At 43.8% G+C, this 18400-nt stretch carries 13 protein-coding genes, 1 tRNA gene and 1 pseudogene; 11 read left to right on the forward strand and 4 right to left on the reverse strand.

Going from position 1 to position 18400, the window contains the following annotated elements:
• Window positions 1–121 precede the first annotated feature (121 nt).
• Window positions 122–2440 carry an alpha-xylosidase gene (yicI, locus tag AACU19_RS02620; protein WP_032185493.1) on the reverse strand — a complete coding sequence of 773 codons (2319 nt, stop codon included), beginning with the start codon at window positions 2438–2440 and terminating at the stop codon, window positions 122–124.
• A 9-nt stretch (window positions 2441–2449) separates the two neighbouring features.
• Window positions 2450–3832, reverse strand: a complete 1383-nt coding sequence (locus AACU19_RS02625; RefSeq protein WP_000834430.1) for a glycoside-pentoside-hexuronide family transporter — start codon at window positions 3830–3832, stop codon at window positions 2450–2452.
• Window positions 3833–4124: 292 nt separating this feature from the next.
• Between AACU19_RS02625 and AACU19_RS02630 the strand changes: the two genes are divergently transcribed.
• The 4 genes and pseudogenes from AACU19_RS02630 (at window position 4125) to AACU19_RS02645 (ending at window position 7076) form a co-directional block, all read left to right on the forward strand.
• Window positions 4125–4219: transfer RNA gene (locus AACU19_RS02630), tRNA-Sec, on the forward strand.
• A 78-nt stretch (window positions 4220–4297) separates the two neighbouring features.
• Window positions 4298–4459, forward strand: a pseudogene (gene rhuM / locus AACU19_RS02635) (RhuM family protein); the annotation flags it as partial.
• A gap of 398 nt (window positions 4460–4857) precedes the next feature.
• Window positions 4858–6042, forward strand: coding sequence for a sugar efflux transporter (locus AACU19_RS02640; protein WP_001172857.1), 1185 nt, complete (start codon window positions 4858–4860; stop codon window positions 6040–6042).
• A gap of 110 nt (window positions 6043–6152) precedes the next feature.
• A complete protein-coding gene (locus AACU19_RS02645) occupies window positions 6153–7076 on the forward strand; it encodes a carboxylate/amino acid/amine transporter (RefSeq protein ID WP_105278637.1) in 924 nt (307 codons plus the stop codon).
• 3 nt (window positions 7077–7079) lie between these two features.
• Here AACU19_RS02645 and nlpA read toward each other — a convergent pair whose 3' ends face one another.
• Window positions 7080–7898 carry a lipoprotein NlpA gene (gene nlpA / locus AACU19_RS02650; RefSeq protein WP_000779407.1) on the reverse strand — a complete coding sequence of 273 codons (819 nt, stop codon included), beginning with the start codon at window positions 7896–7898 and terminating at the stop codon, window positions 7080–7082.
• Window positions 7899–8106: 208 nt separating this feature from the next.
• Between nlpA and yicS the strand changes: the two genes are divergently transcribed.
• From yicS to eilA, 7 genes are all read left to right on the forward strand, one after another.
• Complete coding sequence (gene yicS, locus AACU19_RS02655; protein ID WP_001306625.1) at window positions 8107–8400, forward strand: protein YicS; 294 nt, start codon at window positions 8107–8109, stop codon at window positions 8398–8400.
• A 301-nt stretch (window positions 8401–8701) separates the two neighbouring features.
• Window positions 8702–9199: a SycD/LcrH family type III secretion system chaperone gene (locus AACU19_RS02660; protein WP_000443167.1), complete on the forward strand. Its 498-nt coding sequence runs from the start codon at window positions 8702–8704 to the stop codon at window positions 9197–9199.
• A 9-nt stretch (window positions 9200–9208) separates the two neighbouring features.
• Window positions 9209–9391 (forward strand): hypothetical protein, encoded by a 183-nt coding sequence (locus tag AACU19_RS02665; protein WP_103253760.1) that lies wholly within the window; start codon window positions 9209–9211, stop codon window positions 9389–9391.
• Window positions 9392–9446: 55 nt separating this feature from the next.
• Window positions 9447–11228 (forward strand): YopB/SseC family type III secretion system translocon subunit, encoded by a 1782-nt coding sequence (locus tag AACU19_RS02670; protein WP_105278638.1) that lies wholly within the window; start codon window positions 9447–9449, stop codon window positions 11226–11228.
• Window positions 11229–11240: 12 nt separating this feature from the next.
• Entirely contained in the window at window positions 11241–12392 is a 1152-nt protein-coding gene (locus AACU19_RS02675) for a hypothetical protein (protein ID WP_000257044.1), read from the forward strand.
• Window positions 12393–12435: 43 nt separating this feature from the next.
• On the forward strand, window positions 12436–13785 hold the full coding sequence (locus AACU19_RS02680) for an IpaD/SipD/SspD family type III secretion system needle tip protein (protein ID WP_105278639.1): 1350 nt from the start codon (window positions 12436–12438) through the stop codon (window positions 13783–13785).
• A 202-nt stretch (window positions 13786–13987) separates the two neighbouring features.
• A complete protein-coding gene (gene eilA, locus AACU19_RS02685; RefSeq protein WP_001176834.1) occupies window positions 13988–15685 on the forward strand; it encodes a HilA family transcriptional regulator EilA in 1698 nt (565 codons plus the stop codon).
• Window positions 15686–15736: 51 nt separating this feature from the next.
• On the opposite strand, the gene AACU19_RS02690 is transcribed toward eilA, so the two are convergent.
• On the reverse strand, window positions 15737–18400 hold a 2664-nt coding region (locus tag AACU19_RS02690), incomplete at its 5' end, for an Ig-like domain-containing protein (RefSeq protein ID WP_157945115.1).

The raw sequence follows: 18400 nt of genomic DNA on the forward strand, positions 1-18400 counted from the left end.
TTTCGCGATGAATAATCGTGATCATGCTCGCAAATACGATGGAAGAAATATTTATTACCAGATGTGAGATTATTTACCGGATACGACACAAAACCATTCGTATCCGGCATTCTTCAATAGATTACAACGTAATTGTCAGCGCATTCCCTTGAGGCGTCACCACCAGCCCCTGCTCACTTTCAGCCTGCGAACCGCCTTGCAGACCATTTACTTTCACAACATTGCGCAAGCACAGCGTCCAGTTCTTCGCCACGCCCGCACCATTCACAGTAATTGTGTTGCCAGTACGCGCCGCTTTCAGGGTGAAAAGAACGGAACCATCGGCAGCGGGCACTTCACAGATGGCTTCATGCCCGTCTTGCAGATTAAAGAGCTGGAATGCCGTGCCTTCGTGCCACGCGTAATCGGGACGTTGCTCGTTGTTGCCCAGCGCCAGTAGAGTGTTATCACGCACATAAACGGGCAGACTCAGAAAGCCGTGCTGCTGTTTATGCCAGCGACTACCATCGAGTTCATCGTTGTGCCACAGGTGTGTCCAGCGACCTTCCGGCAAGTAGAACTGCACATCGCCCGATTCAGTGAACACCGGAGCAACCATCACGTTGTCGCCTAACATGTATTGACGGTCAAGGTAATCACAAGCCGGATCGTCCGGAAACTCCATCATCATGGCCCGCATCATCGGCGTACCCCGCGCGTTCGCACGAGCAGCCTCACGATACAGATACGGCATCATGCGGCATTTCAGTTGCGTGAAGAAGCGCACCACATCACAGGACTCATCATCATAGGCCCACGGCACACGATAAGATTTGCTGCCGTGTAAACGGCTATGGCTGGAGAGCAAACCAAACGCGCACCAGCGTTTGTAAACGTGCGCCGGAGCGGTATTCTCAAAGCCGCCGATATCGTGGCTCCAGAAGCCAAAACCAGAAAGGCCAATAGACAAACCACCGCGCAGGCTTTCCGCCATTGATTCGTAGTTAGCGTAACAGTCGCCACCCCAATGTACCGGGAATTTCTGCGCACCGACGGAGGCCGAGCGGGCAAACAAGACGGCTTCTTCCTCGCCAACGGTTTCCTTGAGCACGTTCCACACCAGTTCGTTGTAGATGTACGCATAATGGTTATGCATTTTCTGCGGATCGGAACCGTCAAACCATTGAACATCGGTTGGAATACGTTCGCCAAAGTCGGTCTTAAAGCAATCAACGCCCATCGCGACCAGACCTTTCAGTTTGTCGGCGTACCATTTGCAGGCATCCGGATTGGTAAAGTCATAAATCGCCAGACCTGGCTGCCATTTATCCCACTGCCACAGCGAACCGTCCGGGCGTTTGAGTAAATAACCTTTCTCTTGTAACTCTTTAAAGACAGGGGATTTTTGCCCGATATAGGGGTTAATCCAGACGCAGATTTTTAGCCCTTTCGCTTTCAGGCGGCGGATCATCCCTTCCGGGTCCGGGAAAGTCAGCGGGTCCCACTCAAAATCGCACCACTGGAAGGCTTTCATCCAGAAACAGTCAAAGTGGAAAACATGCAGCGGCAGATTGCGTTCCGCCATACCATCGATAAAGCTGTTTACCGTCGCTTCGTCGTAGTTGGTGGTAAATGAAGTGGTTAGCCACAGGCCGAAGGACCACGCGGGCGGCAGCGCCGGACGACCAGTAAAACGGGTATAACGATCAAGTACCGCTTTCGGCGTCGGGCCGTCGATAACAAAGTATTCGAGATATTCACTCTCAACGCTGAACTGCACTTTGGAGACTTTCTCCGATCCCACTTCAAAAGAGACGCATTGGGGATGATTGACCAGTACACCATAACCACGGTTAGTCATATAGAACGGGATATTTTTATACGCCTGTTCAGTACTTGTGCCGCCGTCCCGGTTCCAGGTCTCTACCGTCTGGCCATTGCGCACCAGGGCAGTAAAGCGCTCTCCCAGACCGTAAACTGTTTCGCCAACGCCAAGATCCAGCCGCTCAAACATATAATTTCGTTGATTATTCGTGTCCTGCACGTAGCCATTATTTTTCACCTGACTACCGGTAATACGTTCGCCGTTGCGCAGAAAATCCAGTGACCAGAACTCACCTTTGCTGACACGCGCACTTAAGTTGCCACTTTTAAACTCAGCGTAACGTTCTGTGTTTTCGATTGTGACCTTCACGTCCTGCAAAATATTGAGCGGGTAATGAGGACCGTTATTCAGCGCCCCCTGAAAATGCTCAATCCGTACACCGACAATACCTTCCTGTGGGGAGAAAAAGCGCAGCGTAAATAAAGGCGTATCAAGCTGCCAGGTACGTTCACGCACATCACGGGGGGCAGCATAGACCACCATTTCATTACCCTGCTGTTCAACCTCGAACACCTGAAGCGGGTGAATCAAATTGAGGCCAGGTTGAATCAACCAGTTTCCGTCGCTAATTTTCATTGCCGTTCCTTAGTTCTGCACTTCTTGAGAGGTGAATTGTTGCTGGCAACGGCGTTTGCCCTGGGCCAGCTGTTCCATAACGGTTTTCAGATTGTGCGTCGTGAGTGAGTAGTAGCGTTTAGCGATAATCGCGCTCAGCAAGTAACAGATCGCCGGAACAATCGTGAATAGCGCGATAATGATGCTAATCGTGGCGCTGTTCTGCGCTTTTTCTGCCGCATCATATCCGCCATAAGCCAGCATCCAGCCGATAAGAGCGCCGCCGAAGGCCAACCCCAGTTTGAGCACAAACAACGTGCCAGCAAAACTGATCCCAGTCAGGCGTTTACCATTGCACCACTCGCCGTAGTCGACGGTATCGGACATCATTACCCACTGGATAGGTGTCACCAGTTGATGCAACACACCAATCACGAAGATGAAGACAAACATGGTGATGCTGGCCTGCATAGGAACAAAGAACATCGCCAGGCTAATCACTGCCAGCAGGGCGTTCGTCCACCAGAAGATAGTGACTTTACATTTCCAGTCGGTCAGCGGTTTCGCCAGTGCGGAACCAATCAGATTACCCACGCAATAAGTGGTAAGAAAAGCGACAAACACTTCCGGCGTACCCAAAATCCATGTGACGTAATACATCATCGCCCCGCCGCGTACGCACACCGCCAGAATATTGAAAATGGTCAGGAAACCGACAATACGCCACTGGTCGTTTTGCCAGATATCACGTAAATCTTCCCGCATAGACGTCGTTGTAGGTGGTGCTTCAACGCGTTCTTTAGTGGTGAAGAAACAAAATGCCAGCATCATAAATGCCACCACGGAAAGGACCGCGATACCGCCCTGGAAACCGAGTGGTTTATTATCACCACCAATTAAATTAACCAGCGGCATCATCAGCACAGTAGAGAGCATGCCTCCCGCGGTCGCCAGCACAAAACGCCAGGATTGCAGCGAGATACGCTGAGTCGGGTCATTGGTGATTACACCACCCAATGCGCAGTAAGGGATATTGACGACGGTATAAAGTAAGGTAAGTAGAGTGTAAGTAATTGCTGCATAAATCATTTTTCCGTTCATACTGAGATCTGGCGTGCTATAGGCCAGTACACAGACGATCCCGAATGGCAGTGCGCCAAACAGTACCCATGGACGAAATTTACCCCAGCGAGAGCGCGTTCGATCGGCCAACAACCCCATGCAAGGATCAGAAATTGCATCCAGTGCACGAGCGACCAAAAACATGGTTCCGACAAATCCGGCAGGAATGCCAAAAATATCGGTATAAAAGAACATCATATATAACATTACGTTATCGAAAATAATGTGGCTGGCGGCGTCTCCCATGCCATAACCAATTTTCTCTTTAACGGACAACACTTCACTCTTCATCTGCTTTTCCTTGATGCTATAGGGGTGCTGAGACCGATAACGCATTTTGTAAACCATCCCTGTGAGAGCGAATATTCCGATATCTGGTTATTAATTTATGATTCTTGTTTTATGTGATCGTGGTAGCGTAAATTACGCTCATATATCATTGTAAAATATGGGTTTTATATGAAATATAATGCTTTCGTGATAATACGCTGCATGTATTAGGCGGAAAAAACTGATCTGGGGGATGTAGAAACTCAAGGAAGTAGCTATAATGCGCCCCGCCTCCATGTAGCAATCGAGGCGCGGAAGATCGTCGTCTCCGGTGAGGCGGCTGGACTTCAAATCCAGTTGGGGCCGCCAGCGGTCCCGGGCAGGTTCGACTCCTGTGATCTTCCGCCAATTTGCCTCTACTGACGTTTTCCAACCCCTTGTAATACAGTCAATCCAGATATTTTCTACTGCTCAATATTTAATCGGCTTCAGGAATACCTAATCAAAGGTTTTGTGATGGACGATGAGCGACTGAAGAATCCGCCTGTCGGTTCTTCTGTCCTCGAACGCATCCGCGATATTCGCGCCAGCATGCGCCGTGTTTATTTGCAGGTGATTTGCCCCCCTGCTGACTCTCAGCCAACTGTATCGCCATTAAGGTGAAGATGTTGTTTTACACGCCCCAGAACACCCTTTTTTTATACGACGATTCTATTCCTTTAACCGCTGGCGAAAAAAACTGACCTATAAACTTCACCAATAATCAGACTGCCATCAAGATTAATTTGTTCATTTAATATATCAAATAAACTTGTTTTATTTTTACTATCAAAAATAGCTCATTGCCTTACTATAATTAATATATAAATTCGGTGATTAATTCTTAACATGCTTTTGCTAATAATCTCAATTGCTGGCCCTATAATATTGCGCTAGCATTGCTTTCTGGTTGTATCAGCGATACTCAAAAATTCTTAATATAATACTCATTCGACTGGTACTTATTTGTAACTCAGTTATATTTTGTCGCCCGGTGATTCAGAAGAATGCAAAAAACGGCTACCACTCCATCAAAAATACTTGATCTCACTGCCGCGGCATTTTTACTTGTCGCCTTTCTGACTGGTATTGCGGGCGCTCTCCAGACTCCCACCCTAAGTATATTCCTCGCAGATGAACTGAAAGCCCGTCCTATAATGGTAGGTTTTTTCTTCACCGGTAGCGCTATTATGGGAATTCTGGTCAGTCAATTTCTGGCAAGGCACTCCGATAAACAAGGCGACCGTAAATTACTGATCCTGCTATGTTGCTTATTTGGAGTGTTGGCCTGCACTCTTTTTGCGTGGAATCGCAACTACTTCATTCTCCTCTCAACGGGTGTACTTCTGAGTAGTTTTGCTTCCACTGCAAACCCGCAAATGTTCGCCCTCGCCCGTGAACACGCCGACAGAACAGGCCGTGAGACGGTCATGTTCAGTACATTTTTACGTGCTCAGATCTCGCTTGCCTGGGTTATCGGGCCACCGCTCGCTTATGAGCTGGCAATGGGATTTAGTTTTAAAGTGATGTATCTCACCGCTGCCATCGCATTTGTTATTTGCGGGCTGATAGTCTGGTTGTTTTTGCCATCAATACAAAGAAATATTCCTGTCGTTACCCAACCCGTAGAAATTTTACCCTCCATCCATAGAAAGCGGGATACACGGCTACTTTTTGTAGTCTGTTCAATGATGTGGGCGGCGAATAATCTCTACATGATAAATATGCCGCTATTTATTATTGATGAACTGCATCTAACCGATAAACTGGCTGGAGAAATGATTGGTATTGCTGCCGGTCTGGAAATTCCGATGATGTTAATCGCAGGCTATTACATGAAACGTATTGGCAAGCGACTATTAATGCTCATTGCTATCGTGAGTGGTATGTGTTTTTACGCCAGCGTACTCATGGCGACGACTCCGGCAGTTGAGCTGGAATTGCAAATTCTAAATGCCATTTTCCTTGGTATTCTCTGTGGTATCGGCATGCTTTATTTTCAGGATCTGATGCCTGAAAAAATAGGCTCTGCGACAACGTTATATGCAAATACCTCACGCGTCGGCTGGATTATCGCCGGCTCTGTTGACGGAATTATGGTTGAAATCTGGAGCTACCACGCGTTGTTCTGGCTGGCGATAGGGATGTTGGGTATTGCGATGATTTGCCTGCTGTTTATTAAAGATATTTAGCTCACCAGTCTGAGCTAAGAAAAATCGGCGTGGCGCAAACAGAGCCATCCTCGCCATTTTTGCTATCATGCCTGCATACATAAACGACAAAACAGTATGCAGAGGGAAAAATGGGTTCCACCAGAAAGGGGATGCTGAACGTTCTGATTGCCGCCGTGTTGTGGGGAAGTTCAGGGGTCTGCGCGCAATACATCATGGAGCAAAGCCAGATGTCGTCGCAGTTTTTGACTATGACGCGTTTGATATTCGCCGGTTTGATTCTGCTGACGCTGTCATTTGTGCATGGCGATAAAATCTTTTCTATTATTAACAATCACAAAGATGCCATTAGTCTGCTGATTTTTTCCGTGGTTGGCGCGCTAACCGTACAGCTCACTTTTTTGCTAACCATTGAAAAATCGAATGCTGCCACGGCAACGGTGCTGCAATTCCTCTCACCGACGATTATCGTCGCCTGGTTCTCACTGGTGCGTAAATCCCGCCCGGGCATTCTGGTTTTTTGCGCTATTTTGACATCGTTGATCGGGACTTTTTTATTGGTGACACACGGTAATCCGACGTCATTATCGATCTCTCCGGCCGCGTTATTCTGGGGCATTGCCTCGGCATTTGCTGCTGCATTCTATACCACCTATCCCTCAACGCTGATTGCCCGCTATGGCACGTTACCGGTCGTCGGCTGGAGTATGCTGATCGGTGGTCTAATCCTGCTGCCCTTCTATGCCGGGCAAGGAACAAACTTCGAGGTTAATGGCAGCCTGATTCTGGCGTTTTTCTATCTGGTGGTAATCGGAACTTCGCTAACCTTTAGTCTATATCTGAAAGGCGCACAGCTCATTGGCGGGCCAAAAGCCAGCATTTTGAGCTGTGCAGAACCATTAAGTAGCGCGCTGCTCTCTTTGCTGTTGCTGGGGATCACGTTCACATTGCCGGACTGGCTGGGCACACTGCTGATTCTGTCATCGGTGATTTTGATTTCAATGGATTCCCGTCGCCGCGCCAGAAAAATAAATCGTCCGGCGCGGCATGAGTGAGAATTACCAGCCAGGCACCGCGCCACCGTTAAAGATGGTTTCTGCCGCTTTAGCGACTTCGGGCGATTGATAAGATTGCAGAAATTCCTTCACGTTTTCTGCATTCTTATTATCTTCCCGTGCCACCAGAATATTCACATACGGCGAATTCTTATCTTCAATAAATACGCTGTCGTGCACCGGAGAAAGCCCGGTCTGCTGAATGTAAGTGGTGCTGATAATCGCCACATCAACTTTGGGATCATCCAGTACGCGCGGGAGCTGTGCCCCCTCGAGTTCCATAATCTGCAAATGACGAGGATTCTCGGTTATATCCAGCGCGGTAGGTAGTAACCCTTTTCCCTCTTTCAGAGTAATTAGCTTCTCTTTTTGCAACAGTAAAAGCGCGCGACCAAGGTTGGTCGGGTCGTTGGGGATCGCCACTGTCGCGCCTTCTTTTATTTGCGCCACGGTTTTGATTTTTTTGGAATAACCCGCCATGGGGAAGACAAACGTATTTCCCACCGCTACCAGTTTATAACCATGCGCCTGATTATCTTGTTCAAGAAAGGGTCGATGCTGGAAGACGTTCGCATCAAGCTCGCCATGATTTGTCGCATCGTTCGGTAGCAACGAACCGCTAAATCCTACCAGTTCAACATCGAGGCCATATTTCTCTTTTGCCACCTTTTTAGCGACTTCCGCGACATCTTGTTCTGCGCCATTAATAACGCCCACTTTAATGTGCTTTTCATCGCTGCTGCTCTGGTCGCAACCTGCCAGCAGAATTCCTGCCAGTAATAATGCGGCCCCCGCCCGTAGATGATGTGTTGTCAGTTTCATTTTTTATCCTTTTTTTAATCGTTAACTGACTATAATGGCAAGATCACTACGATTTAAAAAACGAAAAGCTATCGAATAGAAGAAAAAGGTATATAAAACTGGCACTTCTTACTGACCACGCAAACACCTTTCGTACAGCATGATGAGAGCGGCAAAAGCAAACTACACTTATGCTTCATTCGATGCACATTTGCAGAAGGTTGCAGCTATGAAGCCAACGATGCTACTCATGATTACCGTATTCCTGACTTTCCCAGCCATTTCTCAGGCCGAGTCGCCATTCAGTTCTCTACAGTCGGCAAAAGAAAAGACCACGGTATTGCAAGATTTACGTAAAATTTGCACGCCACAGGCGTCATTATCAGACGAAGCGTGGGAAAAATTAATGTTGTCTGATGAGAGTAACAAACAACATATCCGCGAAGCTATTGTGGCGATGGAGCGTAATAATCAGAATAACTACTGGGAAGCGCTGGGTAAGGTGGAATGCCCGGATATGTGAATTTCGCACACCTCCGCGCTCAGGCCAGCAGCCACTGACGTACGCTCGCACATCAGTAAATCACCTGCTTTTTCAAATTCCAATCAGAATTGAACCCGTTCATCAGGATTGTGGATAAAATTCCCTCTACATTATTTTCATTTCATCACATAGAAAATCTTATCTCATTGAAACAATACTTGTTTTTAATGCAGAAAAGGAAGTCCAACGGATGGGCATAAAAATGAGCGAATTTTGATATCACCACCCTCTAAAAAATGGTGAAGTCTGAACAAAGAATGTTCGAAAGGAGAGAGTAGAGATGGAAAGCGCAAATCTGGATTTAGAAGAAAATAAAGAAATTGCCAGTAAGTTCGAACGTGCACTAGGTATGGGAGCAACGCTTGCAGAACTGCATGGCATAACCCCGGATACCCTTGAAGGCGTTTATGCTTACGCTTATAACTTTTATGAAAAAGGAAGACTTGACGAAGCTGAACTCTTTTTTAAATTTCTCTGTATTTATGATTTCCAAAATTATAATTATTTAAAGGGATATGCCGCCGTCTGTCAGTTGAAGAAAGATTATCAAAAGGCATTCGACATGTATCATATCTGTTTGATGCTATCTCCCGATAACGATTTCTCTTTGGTTTATTATATGGGCCAATGCCAGATGGGCTTAAAAAACATTAAAATGGCCACGGAGTTATTTAATACAGTCGTAACCTACAGTCAAAATGAAAAAGTTAAAGAGATGGCTAATGCTTATCTTGAACTCTTGACAGCCAATTCCGAAGAGGAAGTTCAAACAGAGTGAGTCGGCAAAATGAACATAAACGTAAAAAAATCTCCTTTTACGCCTGAAGAAGCAACCAAGAAATATAAAGAGGAAGCAACAATTGATTTAAAAAACAACCATGCCAATAAAATAAATGAGAAGAATAACAATAAACACATTGCTTATTTTCCCGTTGATGCCATTTTAGATGGAAATAAACATCTGCCATGAGTTAAATAATAAACAGTTAATTAAGCCAGATGATAGCTTAAAAAGGAGGTGAATTATGTCGGCACCGATTACGGGACAGACGATCACGTTTGAACAAATCAGCGAAACATTGCGTACACAATATAGCGATGAGGAAAAAAGACTGCAGGACAGCAGCAAAACGCAAGTTGATCCCATGCGGCTTAATAAAAACCCGAAGTCCCTTGATAACGATATTCGCGCTCGTCTTGAAAACAAACCTATGCTTGCTCTACCTGCAATGCAGGTTTCCGATTCTGATAACGCCACTGCAGCAAAGACGAATGATGCCCGCCTGACGATGATTTTGGGTAATTTATCAGGCATTGCCGATCAGGATATTACTACACGCTTGCATAATAACCTGGACAACACCCTGCTTCGACACGAAATGGCACATAATAAGTTTCGTGAATTAAGCGACGCCTACACCTCGTCATTAGATTCAGCGCAAAAAGCCAACGATAATCTGCATCAGGCCAACAATAATTACAATGCTGTCGATAAAAGAGTGCAATCGCTGGAAAAAAAAGTCAACACATTGGATCAAGAGTTGTCGCAACTGCAACCTGGCGATCCGCAATATAATAAAGTACTGACGCAAAAAAATGCGGCTGAAAAAACACTCACGCTGTCGTTACAAAAAAAATCGTTAGCTGAGAAATCGTTAAATACAGCCATTATGGATGCTGATGCTGCGATCGGCCAAAGTATGGAAGTTTTTGACGAAATTCAACAGCAAGAACAGATTAATAACTTCACCACCAATATTTGCCTGACACAGGAAAACCAGAAAAACAGAAACGCGACAGCCACATTTATCCTTTTGATTACCTCAGTAATGGAAGTTATTGGCGATACAAATTGCGAATCTATTAAAAATCAATCTGAGGTAATGAAAGAAATCAACCATGTCAGGGAAAATAAACTCAATGAAACAGCACATAAATATACTACCACGACTAAAGTTTTAAAAATAGTTAATGAGTGTGTAACTGTAGTTACCTTTGCCGTAAGCGCAGTCTTAATTGTTGTTGGTCTTCTTGCTGCAGTTCCAAGTGGTGGTTCAAGTATTGCGGGTGCATTGGCACTTATTGGAGGAATAGCGGGCGCAGTAGTATTAGGTGTAGATATCACTTGTCAAATCGCTCTGGGCACCACGGCTACCGGCTGGATTTTAGGGAAAGTTGTAGAAGGTCTTTCGGCTGCGATTAAAACAGTTGATCCCACTCTGCTCGCAATAACCGCGCTTCTGGACGTTATTGGTGTCGATCAAGATACGATTGAACTGGTTAAAAGTATTTACGCAAGTGCAGCCGCTTCTATTGTCATGGCGACAGTAATGATTGGTGCAGCTGTAATATGTTCTGTAGCAATAGGGGCCGTTGTTTCTGCATTATCAAAAACAGCCGCCGAAGAAGTCACCAAAGAAATAACAAGCACTATAAAATCAACCATTGAATCAATTATTAATTCAGTTTCAAAAAATATTATAAAGGTATTAGACAGCGTATGCAGCGTGCTACAAACATCAGCCGTAGTGTTGAAGTTGATTGCCAAAATAAGTAATGGCCTGGAGAAAATAGGCTTACTCATCTGTGCAATAGCAACATCGACGATGAATTGTTTTGTTGCTGGAAACTCTGCCGACATGGCAATTTTACAACAGGACATGAGTAATCTATCAAAAACGCGTGAACAAATGCTTTCAGTATTGCAAAGGGTGGATAAAACCGTCGAACAAGAGGTAAGCCAGATGGTACGAGTATTACAACACCGAACTGAAGCCTTAAAATTTGCTTCCCATTCTATCGTATAAGAGGGTTTTAACATGGCCACCTATGAAATTAAAAATGCGTCCAGCACATCTAATATTAACAGTCTTGATAAAACAATCTTTGATAGAGATTATAGTAAAAAAAACAACATACCAAATGATAATAAAATTGTGCAATACTATAACCTTAAAGATATTAATCATGACATAAGCTCTCAGTTTATAATATTAAAAAATACAGACAGAGAAGTCTGTCCGGAACTAAGAGTAAAACTATTGGATAATCTTAATTACTCAAGGAGTACGCTAGATAATTTGAGGGGTGACCTTGACCAAGCTACAATTTCATCCAGTCAATCAAGCAGTTCTGCAGAACAGAGTTCTATTAAAATATCTAAATATAATATCCTTGATATGCTAGATAATTTGACCATGCGACAACAGGCTGTTATGGAGGAATTTTTAAGGGTATTCACATCAATGTATAAAGCCTCTGCTATGTCTGAGGCTATTATGAGCAACGTTTTTGAACAACTTGTCCAGTATCAGAAAACAGAAACCGTACACGCTACAATGGCAAGTTCGGCTGGTGTTCTTGCCGGGTCAACAGTTGGCGCAGCCGGAGCTGCAGCATCTGTTGTAGCAAATTTCAGAAGCCCTCCCGAAAAGATGCAAACCCTTACACCTGATCAGAAGCACACTATCAGTGGAACTGATGATAAAACACAGCGAGGATTAAAAAGGGAAGTTCAAGATCAACAAGCTTATCTCAAGCAAATAGATGAAGAAATAAAAACAACAACGAAAGATACAACACTTGATGAAGAACAAAAAGAAGAGACCCTGAAATATTACGATAAAGAAAAAGAAACTACGGAAGAAAAGATTAGAGATAAAAACGAGCGTATTAGTATAAAACATAACAAAAGATATAATAAATATTTTACTATAGGTAAAGCAGATGTACTTTCACAGCTTGTTAATCAATCAACTCAAGCATCACTTAGAATTCTAGAAAGTACTACTCATGCAGAAAAAGAAATTGTTGAGCAAGCTAAAAATGTGATGCATTCAGTTATGAGTAGCTATCTGGATCAAATTAATCGTGATGTTCAAGGAAGAGATCAGGCACTCAATTTATTACAGCAAATAATACAAACCATTATTGATACTGATAGTGCTATCGTTCAAGGCATTCGCTCATAAATTATTGCAATAATAGTTAATTATATTTAAGGAGGAATGACACATGATTAATAAAGATAATAATTTAAATATAGATATTTTACGTCAGCAGAATGCAAACATTCCTCTTAAAGAGGCATCCTCGCAAAGTGAGGAGCCTCATCAACTGGAAAACAGCAAAAGCGAGGGTAATTTGTATAACAGCGCCAGTAAGGATAATAATATTGGCGCTATGCTCAAGAAAGATGTTGAAAAACTATCAACTTTAGTCAGTGAACGTAGCCCGCGAAATGAAGACTGGAAATGCCAGCATGACATACAACTTAACTTCGTTAAAAACATGCTCAGAAATTTCCCAACTGAGAACCTATCAGAGAAAGGATCTGCGCTCTTACACGAAAGTTATTCGCTGATAAAAAAAGTTCTGCAGCTTACAGAAAATGTTAATACTATTGACGGAAAATTAAAGGATCCCGCTAAAATATTGACCTTGCATAACTCTGTGAGAAAAACCCTGGCTAACGTTGCTCACAACAAAACCGGGTCAAGTACAATGGCATCGACCAAAGGTACCTTAAATCACGCTATCGCTTCTTTAGAGAGTTCTGCGCCTGAAATGAGAAGTTCAGCAACCAGCAGTACTTTAACGGCCAGTAGTTCAAACGAATTTAAAAGTGATAAATATATATGCAGTGATATTGCTGATTTGATGAGTGTGCTCGGTAGCGACTACCTCGAAATTTATGCGAATAGCGTTGAGATAATGAGCGCATACTGGCAGGACTTCAGTGAACATATCCAAAGCAATATGGGAAAATGGACTCACTCTAATAAAAAAGGCGATGCGATAGTTTTTGACGTCAATGCATTCCAAAAAGCCTTGATGCATTTTTATTATATCGATAAATATCCTAATGGTGATTTCCACTATCATTACAATCCAGACTATGTTTTATACCCTCCGGCACCTGCTGACAAAATTGGTGTACCACTAGAAGAAGCAGAAAAATGGTGCGCCGCTTTAGGACTTCCGGTAATTCCACCCGATCCCAAACACCGCACACCTTCTCCGATTGTCGAAGTTGAACCACAAGGTAGCGGTTTATATGTTATTATTCCCAACCCTCAGATTATTGACAGTATGAGTCAATCTTCAGATTCAATGGTGCACAGGGATAATAAAGGGAAGGAAAAAAATATATCTAAAGAATTCACCGGTTATGAAATAAGCACAGCTGAATACCAGGCATGGTTAGCGGGTTATAATGGGCAAGCAGAAAACATGAAAACCGATGTACAGGTTATCACGACTAAATACAGCACAGCCAACTCCACCTACGATACGATTATAAAATTATTATCGTCAACCATTACAGCATTATTTGATTCAGCGAAAGATTATTTACGTTTCTGATTAAGTAACGCCAAATATTATAGTCCACTATCTGGTCTCGTAAAATGGGACCAGCGTTTCATATTATTAAGCATCAGCTTTCATTCATTTCTTCATCACAATCTTACAAAATGAGCGTTTTTTGATAGAGCAATTCTGCCAATACTTTATTTTATATTGATCAAATTAATACTATGAATAGAGAAAACGGAAGGAGCGTTCTATGCAACTGCAACATGGAAAAAATAATACACAACAATATATATTTGGCGACTTTGTATTAAAAAACAATGGAATATTATTATTCAAAAACAAAGAATATCATATTCCCCCGAAAGAACTTGGCGTTATTATTCTATTACTTAATGCTGACGGTGAAATTGTTAGCAAAGAAGAGATTATTGATAAGGTCTGGAGCGCAAGTGTTGCCAGTGATGAATCTTTAACACGGTGTATTTATGCATTGCGCAAACTTTTGCATGAGAATAAACAGTGTAAGTATATCGAAACGGTCTATGGTCGTGGATACCGTTTTACTGTACCCATTGTGATTGTAACCGATAATGAACCGGTAAAGTCGACTACCACTCTTGCTGTTTTTCCATTTCGTACCGAAGGCTCAATCAATGTTCTAAAACTGCATTACGAACTTGTGCAGGGCCTTTCAAAATATGCTTTTTGTGGTTTAGATATTTTACCTGCCTCGGTAACGAATGAGGCAAGCGATTTTTCTACTATCCATCAGTTTATTAATAAAACAGGCCCAGAATATTACATTATGGGTCAGGTCGTTCACTATGGTAAAAACTGGCGTTTATTTATTGAATTAATTCATGCCAGAACGCATAAGTTGATCGATCATCAAAGTATTGATTTTAACCCCGACAATCCTCTTTCCGTATTATTATCACAAGTAATTAATATCCTCATTGAAAAAATACCTAACATTAATTTTAAATCTATAAATACACAACAAATGCCATCTCTTGATTCTGCTGTTATGTATATGAATGGCAGAATGGAAATGTACCGTTATACACCAGAGAGTTTGAAACGAGCATTAGTAATATTTAGAGATTGTGTGAGTACGCAACCGCAAAATACCTTGCCCTACTGTTGCCTGGCGGAATGCCATATATCATTAGCACTCCTTGGACTCAGTGAACAAAAACAAGCAATAACTACGGCAGTAACCTCCATTGAAAAGGCTCTTGAAATTAACCCTTCAAACTCTCAGGCATTGGGTTTACTGGGTTTAATCAGTGGGCTAAAAGATGAACATTCAGTGTCTAATGTGCTATTTAAGCAAGCACATTTACTCAAACCTAATTCGCCAGACGTTTATTATTATCAGTCTCTGCTATGCTTTTTGAACGGTGACCTTGCAAGAGCATTTAATCTAATAGAAAAAAGCATTGCTCTTGAACCCAATAAAATGGGCATAAGCATTCTTAAATTAATTATACTTTATTACACATCCCCCCTCGATAACGCGATATCTTTTGCATTAAATCTGAATAGTCAAAACACCTGTAATAATCCAATTATTACCTCTATTCTGGCTATGTTCATGGCACTGAAAGGACATAATGACAAAGCCAAAAGTTTATTGCTTAAACTTGAGCCTGAACATGGTCTTGATTACAGCTGTGTTAACTCGCTTTATACGAAGTTTCTGATCTATGGCGCATCTATAAAAAATGACATTATGAAGTTACTGGCAAATATTAACACTAACAAAATCAATGGTGTGATCTTGCCGTTAATTTACACTGTTTATGGTAAAAAAGAATATGAAAAGCGCTGGCAACAATTAGTTAAAGACAATGATTTATGGTCAAATGTTTTGCTTCACGACCCTCGTTTGCTCAATGTAAAAAATGAATTTAATACTATCAGTGCGATGCGTACTTCTGCGTAAGAACGAAGAGAAATTGCCCTGCTGATGCAGGGCAATTTAGTAGTTATTTCGTTAAAAATATCTCACACACAAACCAGAAGACTTTCCTGATCCTGGTGTTGATATACCAGTTTCAGGATTGAATTTCTCGTGAACCCCTATAAGTACAGTACTTGTCCAGTAATCCGTACTGCTAAATGTACTGCCATAAGCTTTCAAATTACCATATTCTCCCCACAACGTACCTACTTTTCGTGGAACTACACCACTACTTGGTCGCTGCGCTAATTCTAAAGATGACGCCACTTGTCCATAGCTATTGCATGATGCATTTATAATATCCCAAGTGTTATTACTGGCAGCACCTAAACTAGTAAACCATTTTTTCATCTTGAATTTGAATACAACATTATTCCCTTTACCATCTTTTGGTTTCCCGGTAATAGTGATTTCACTATTTAGGGGCAGACTTATTGTGACTTCTCCATTATTGTTAACATTAATACCATAGATGCCTGCCGTCCAATCATAATCTGTATTCTTCATATTATGGGTTAATACTAAGGTGAATTTAGCCCCATCAAATCCTGTTTCAGGAAAACCATCTGCCGCCCTGAATATTGCACCATTCACACTCAGTGAATCGACTGCCACAAAAGGAAGGATGGTATAGGAAGGTTGCCCGTTTACACGCCAACCGTTAATCTGCAGAAATGAATTTAAGTTCTCTCCTTCTTTGTAGGCCATATAGGTACGCTCATATATGCCATCACCCAAATATATCCATTTAGCCCCTTCTTTCTTCTCCACATTTTGTAAGTACACTGCATTATCCAGCAAATCCAGACCGTTATCCAACGGGTTACCAAAATCATCAGCTAATAAAACACTGACAGGTAAATCCGCCCCAACAACCACAACATCATCTCTTATACGAAGCTGTGAACCATGCGGACTCGCTTCACCCGGTTTAATAGTATAATTATTTGAATAATTGGCATCGCTCCAACCAACCATCTTCAGTTGTGCATTCAAATTCACTTCCGCGAAATGCGCCATATACTGTCTTTGATATTGCCCATTGCCGTTGTATATCCAATTATTACCCTGGATAGGATCTGCATTCCTGACTTTTACGTTTTCCTCATTAAGCTGAGCGACACCATCAGTAATAAAGTTACCCTGAGCATCACTAAGTACAACAGTCACCGTTATGCTCTCCCCAGCGATATATACCGTTTTGTCCGTGATAATCGTGGACTGAGTTTTTGCTGCTGCACCTGGTTGTATCCCGTATAGCGCGGAATCAATCTCCGTTGCCCATGTTTTTAATTTCAGACTGGCAACCAAATTTTTCTCGGCAAACCATGCTGTCCAGATCATGGTATATTCACCATTATTCTGTTCGACCCATTGCATCGAATCGGGGACTGCGCCGCCCACCGTAAAATTATCGATATATGATTCGATAACTCCTGATGTCAGCCCTAAAGCCGGGTTACCAAACTCATCCCGCAACGTTACTGTGACAGTTAATGACTCCCCGGCGATATATGTCGTTTTATCTGTCCTGATGGCTGAATTTGTTTGCACCGGAGCACCACTGTGGATGGAATAACTCTCTGATTGTTTACTGCTGCCCCACTCAGGCAAAGTCAACGTCGCGTGGTGAGAGTCTCCCGCCATTTGCGCCGACCATGTAGCAGTATAAACACCGGCGGTTTCAGACCATCCTCCTGAACGTACGGCTCCTTCCACTATTACGTTATCACCAGACAGTAAGGACTCGCCCCCTTCAACCAGGTTACCGTGCGCGTCTTTCAGCGTCACGGCGACGGTTATAGTGTCGCCAGCGGTGTAGGCGTTTTTATCCGTAGCGATAGTTGATGTAGCTTGCGCCGGAGAACCGGACTGTATGTCATAGCGATCTGACGTTACACCATCACTCCACGTCTGCAATTGCAGGTTGGCGTGCTGATTGGTACTGGCAATCGTCGCCATACGGGTTGTGGTATACACGCCACCTGATTCAATCCAGCTTCCCGTTTCTGACGGGTCGGTGCCAGCCACCGTAAGCACACCATTAGCGGCTAACTGTGAAGCTGCACCGGTTACCAGATTATCGAACGCATCCCGGAGCGTTACCGTGATGGTGATTGTCTCTCCAACCGTATAGTTCGACTTATTTGTTTCAACGGTTGACGTGAGCTGCGATGCATCACCCGGTACAAAGGTGACGTTCTGGCTCAGGCTGCTGCTGTTGATGCTGGCGGTGACCGCACTGGTGCCCGCCGTCTGGCTGGTGACACTGATCTCCACCGTGCCGTCCGGCTGCGTGGTGACCGTCGGGGCAACCGTTGCACCGTTGTCCGCCAACACGCTGACTGTCTGCCCGGCAAGCGTATTACCGAATGCATCGGTGACCTTCACCCGCAGCGTGTTCGCCATTGCGCCGTCAGCCACTGAGCCGTCCTTAATAACCACCAGATCCGCGATCTTCGCGGTGCTGACATCCGGGATAAATGTCACATTCTGACTCAGACTGCTGTTGTTGATGCTGGCGGCAACGGCACTGATGCCCGCAGTCTGGCTGGTGACGGAGATTTCCACGGTGCCGTCCGGCCCGCTGATAACCGTCGCGGCAACCGCTGCCCCGTTGTCCGCTGAGACGCTGACCGTCTGTCCGGCCAGCGCATTGCCGAACGCGTCGGTGACTTTCACCCGCAGCGTGTTCGC

Origin of the sequence: Escherichia sp. MOD1-EC4550 (assembly GCF_963876935.1) — a bacterium.
Lineage (GTDB): Bacteria > Pseudomonadota > Gammaproteobacteria > Enterobacterales > Enterobacteriaceae > Escherichia > Escherichia coli_F.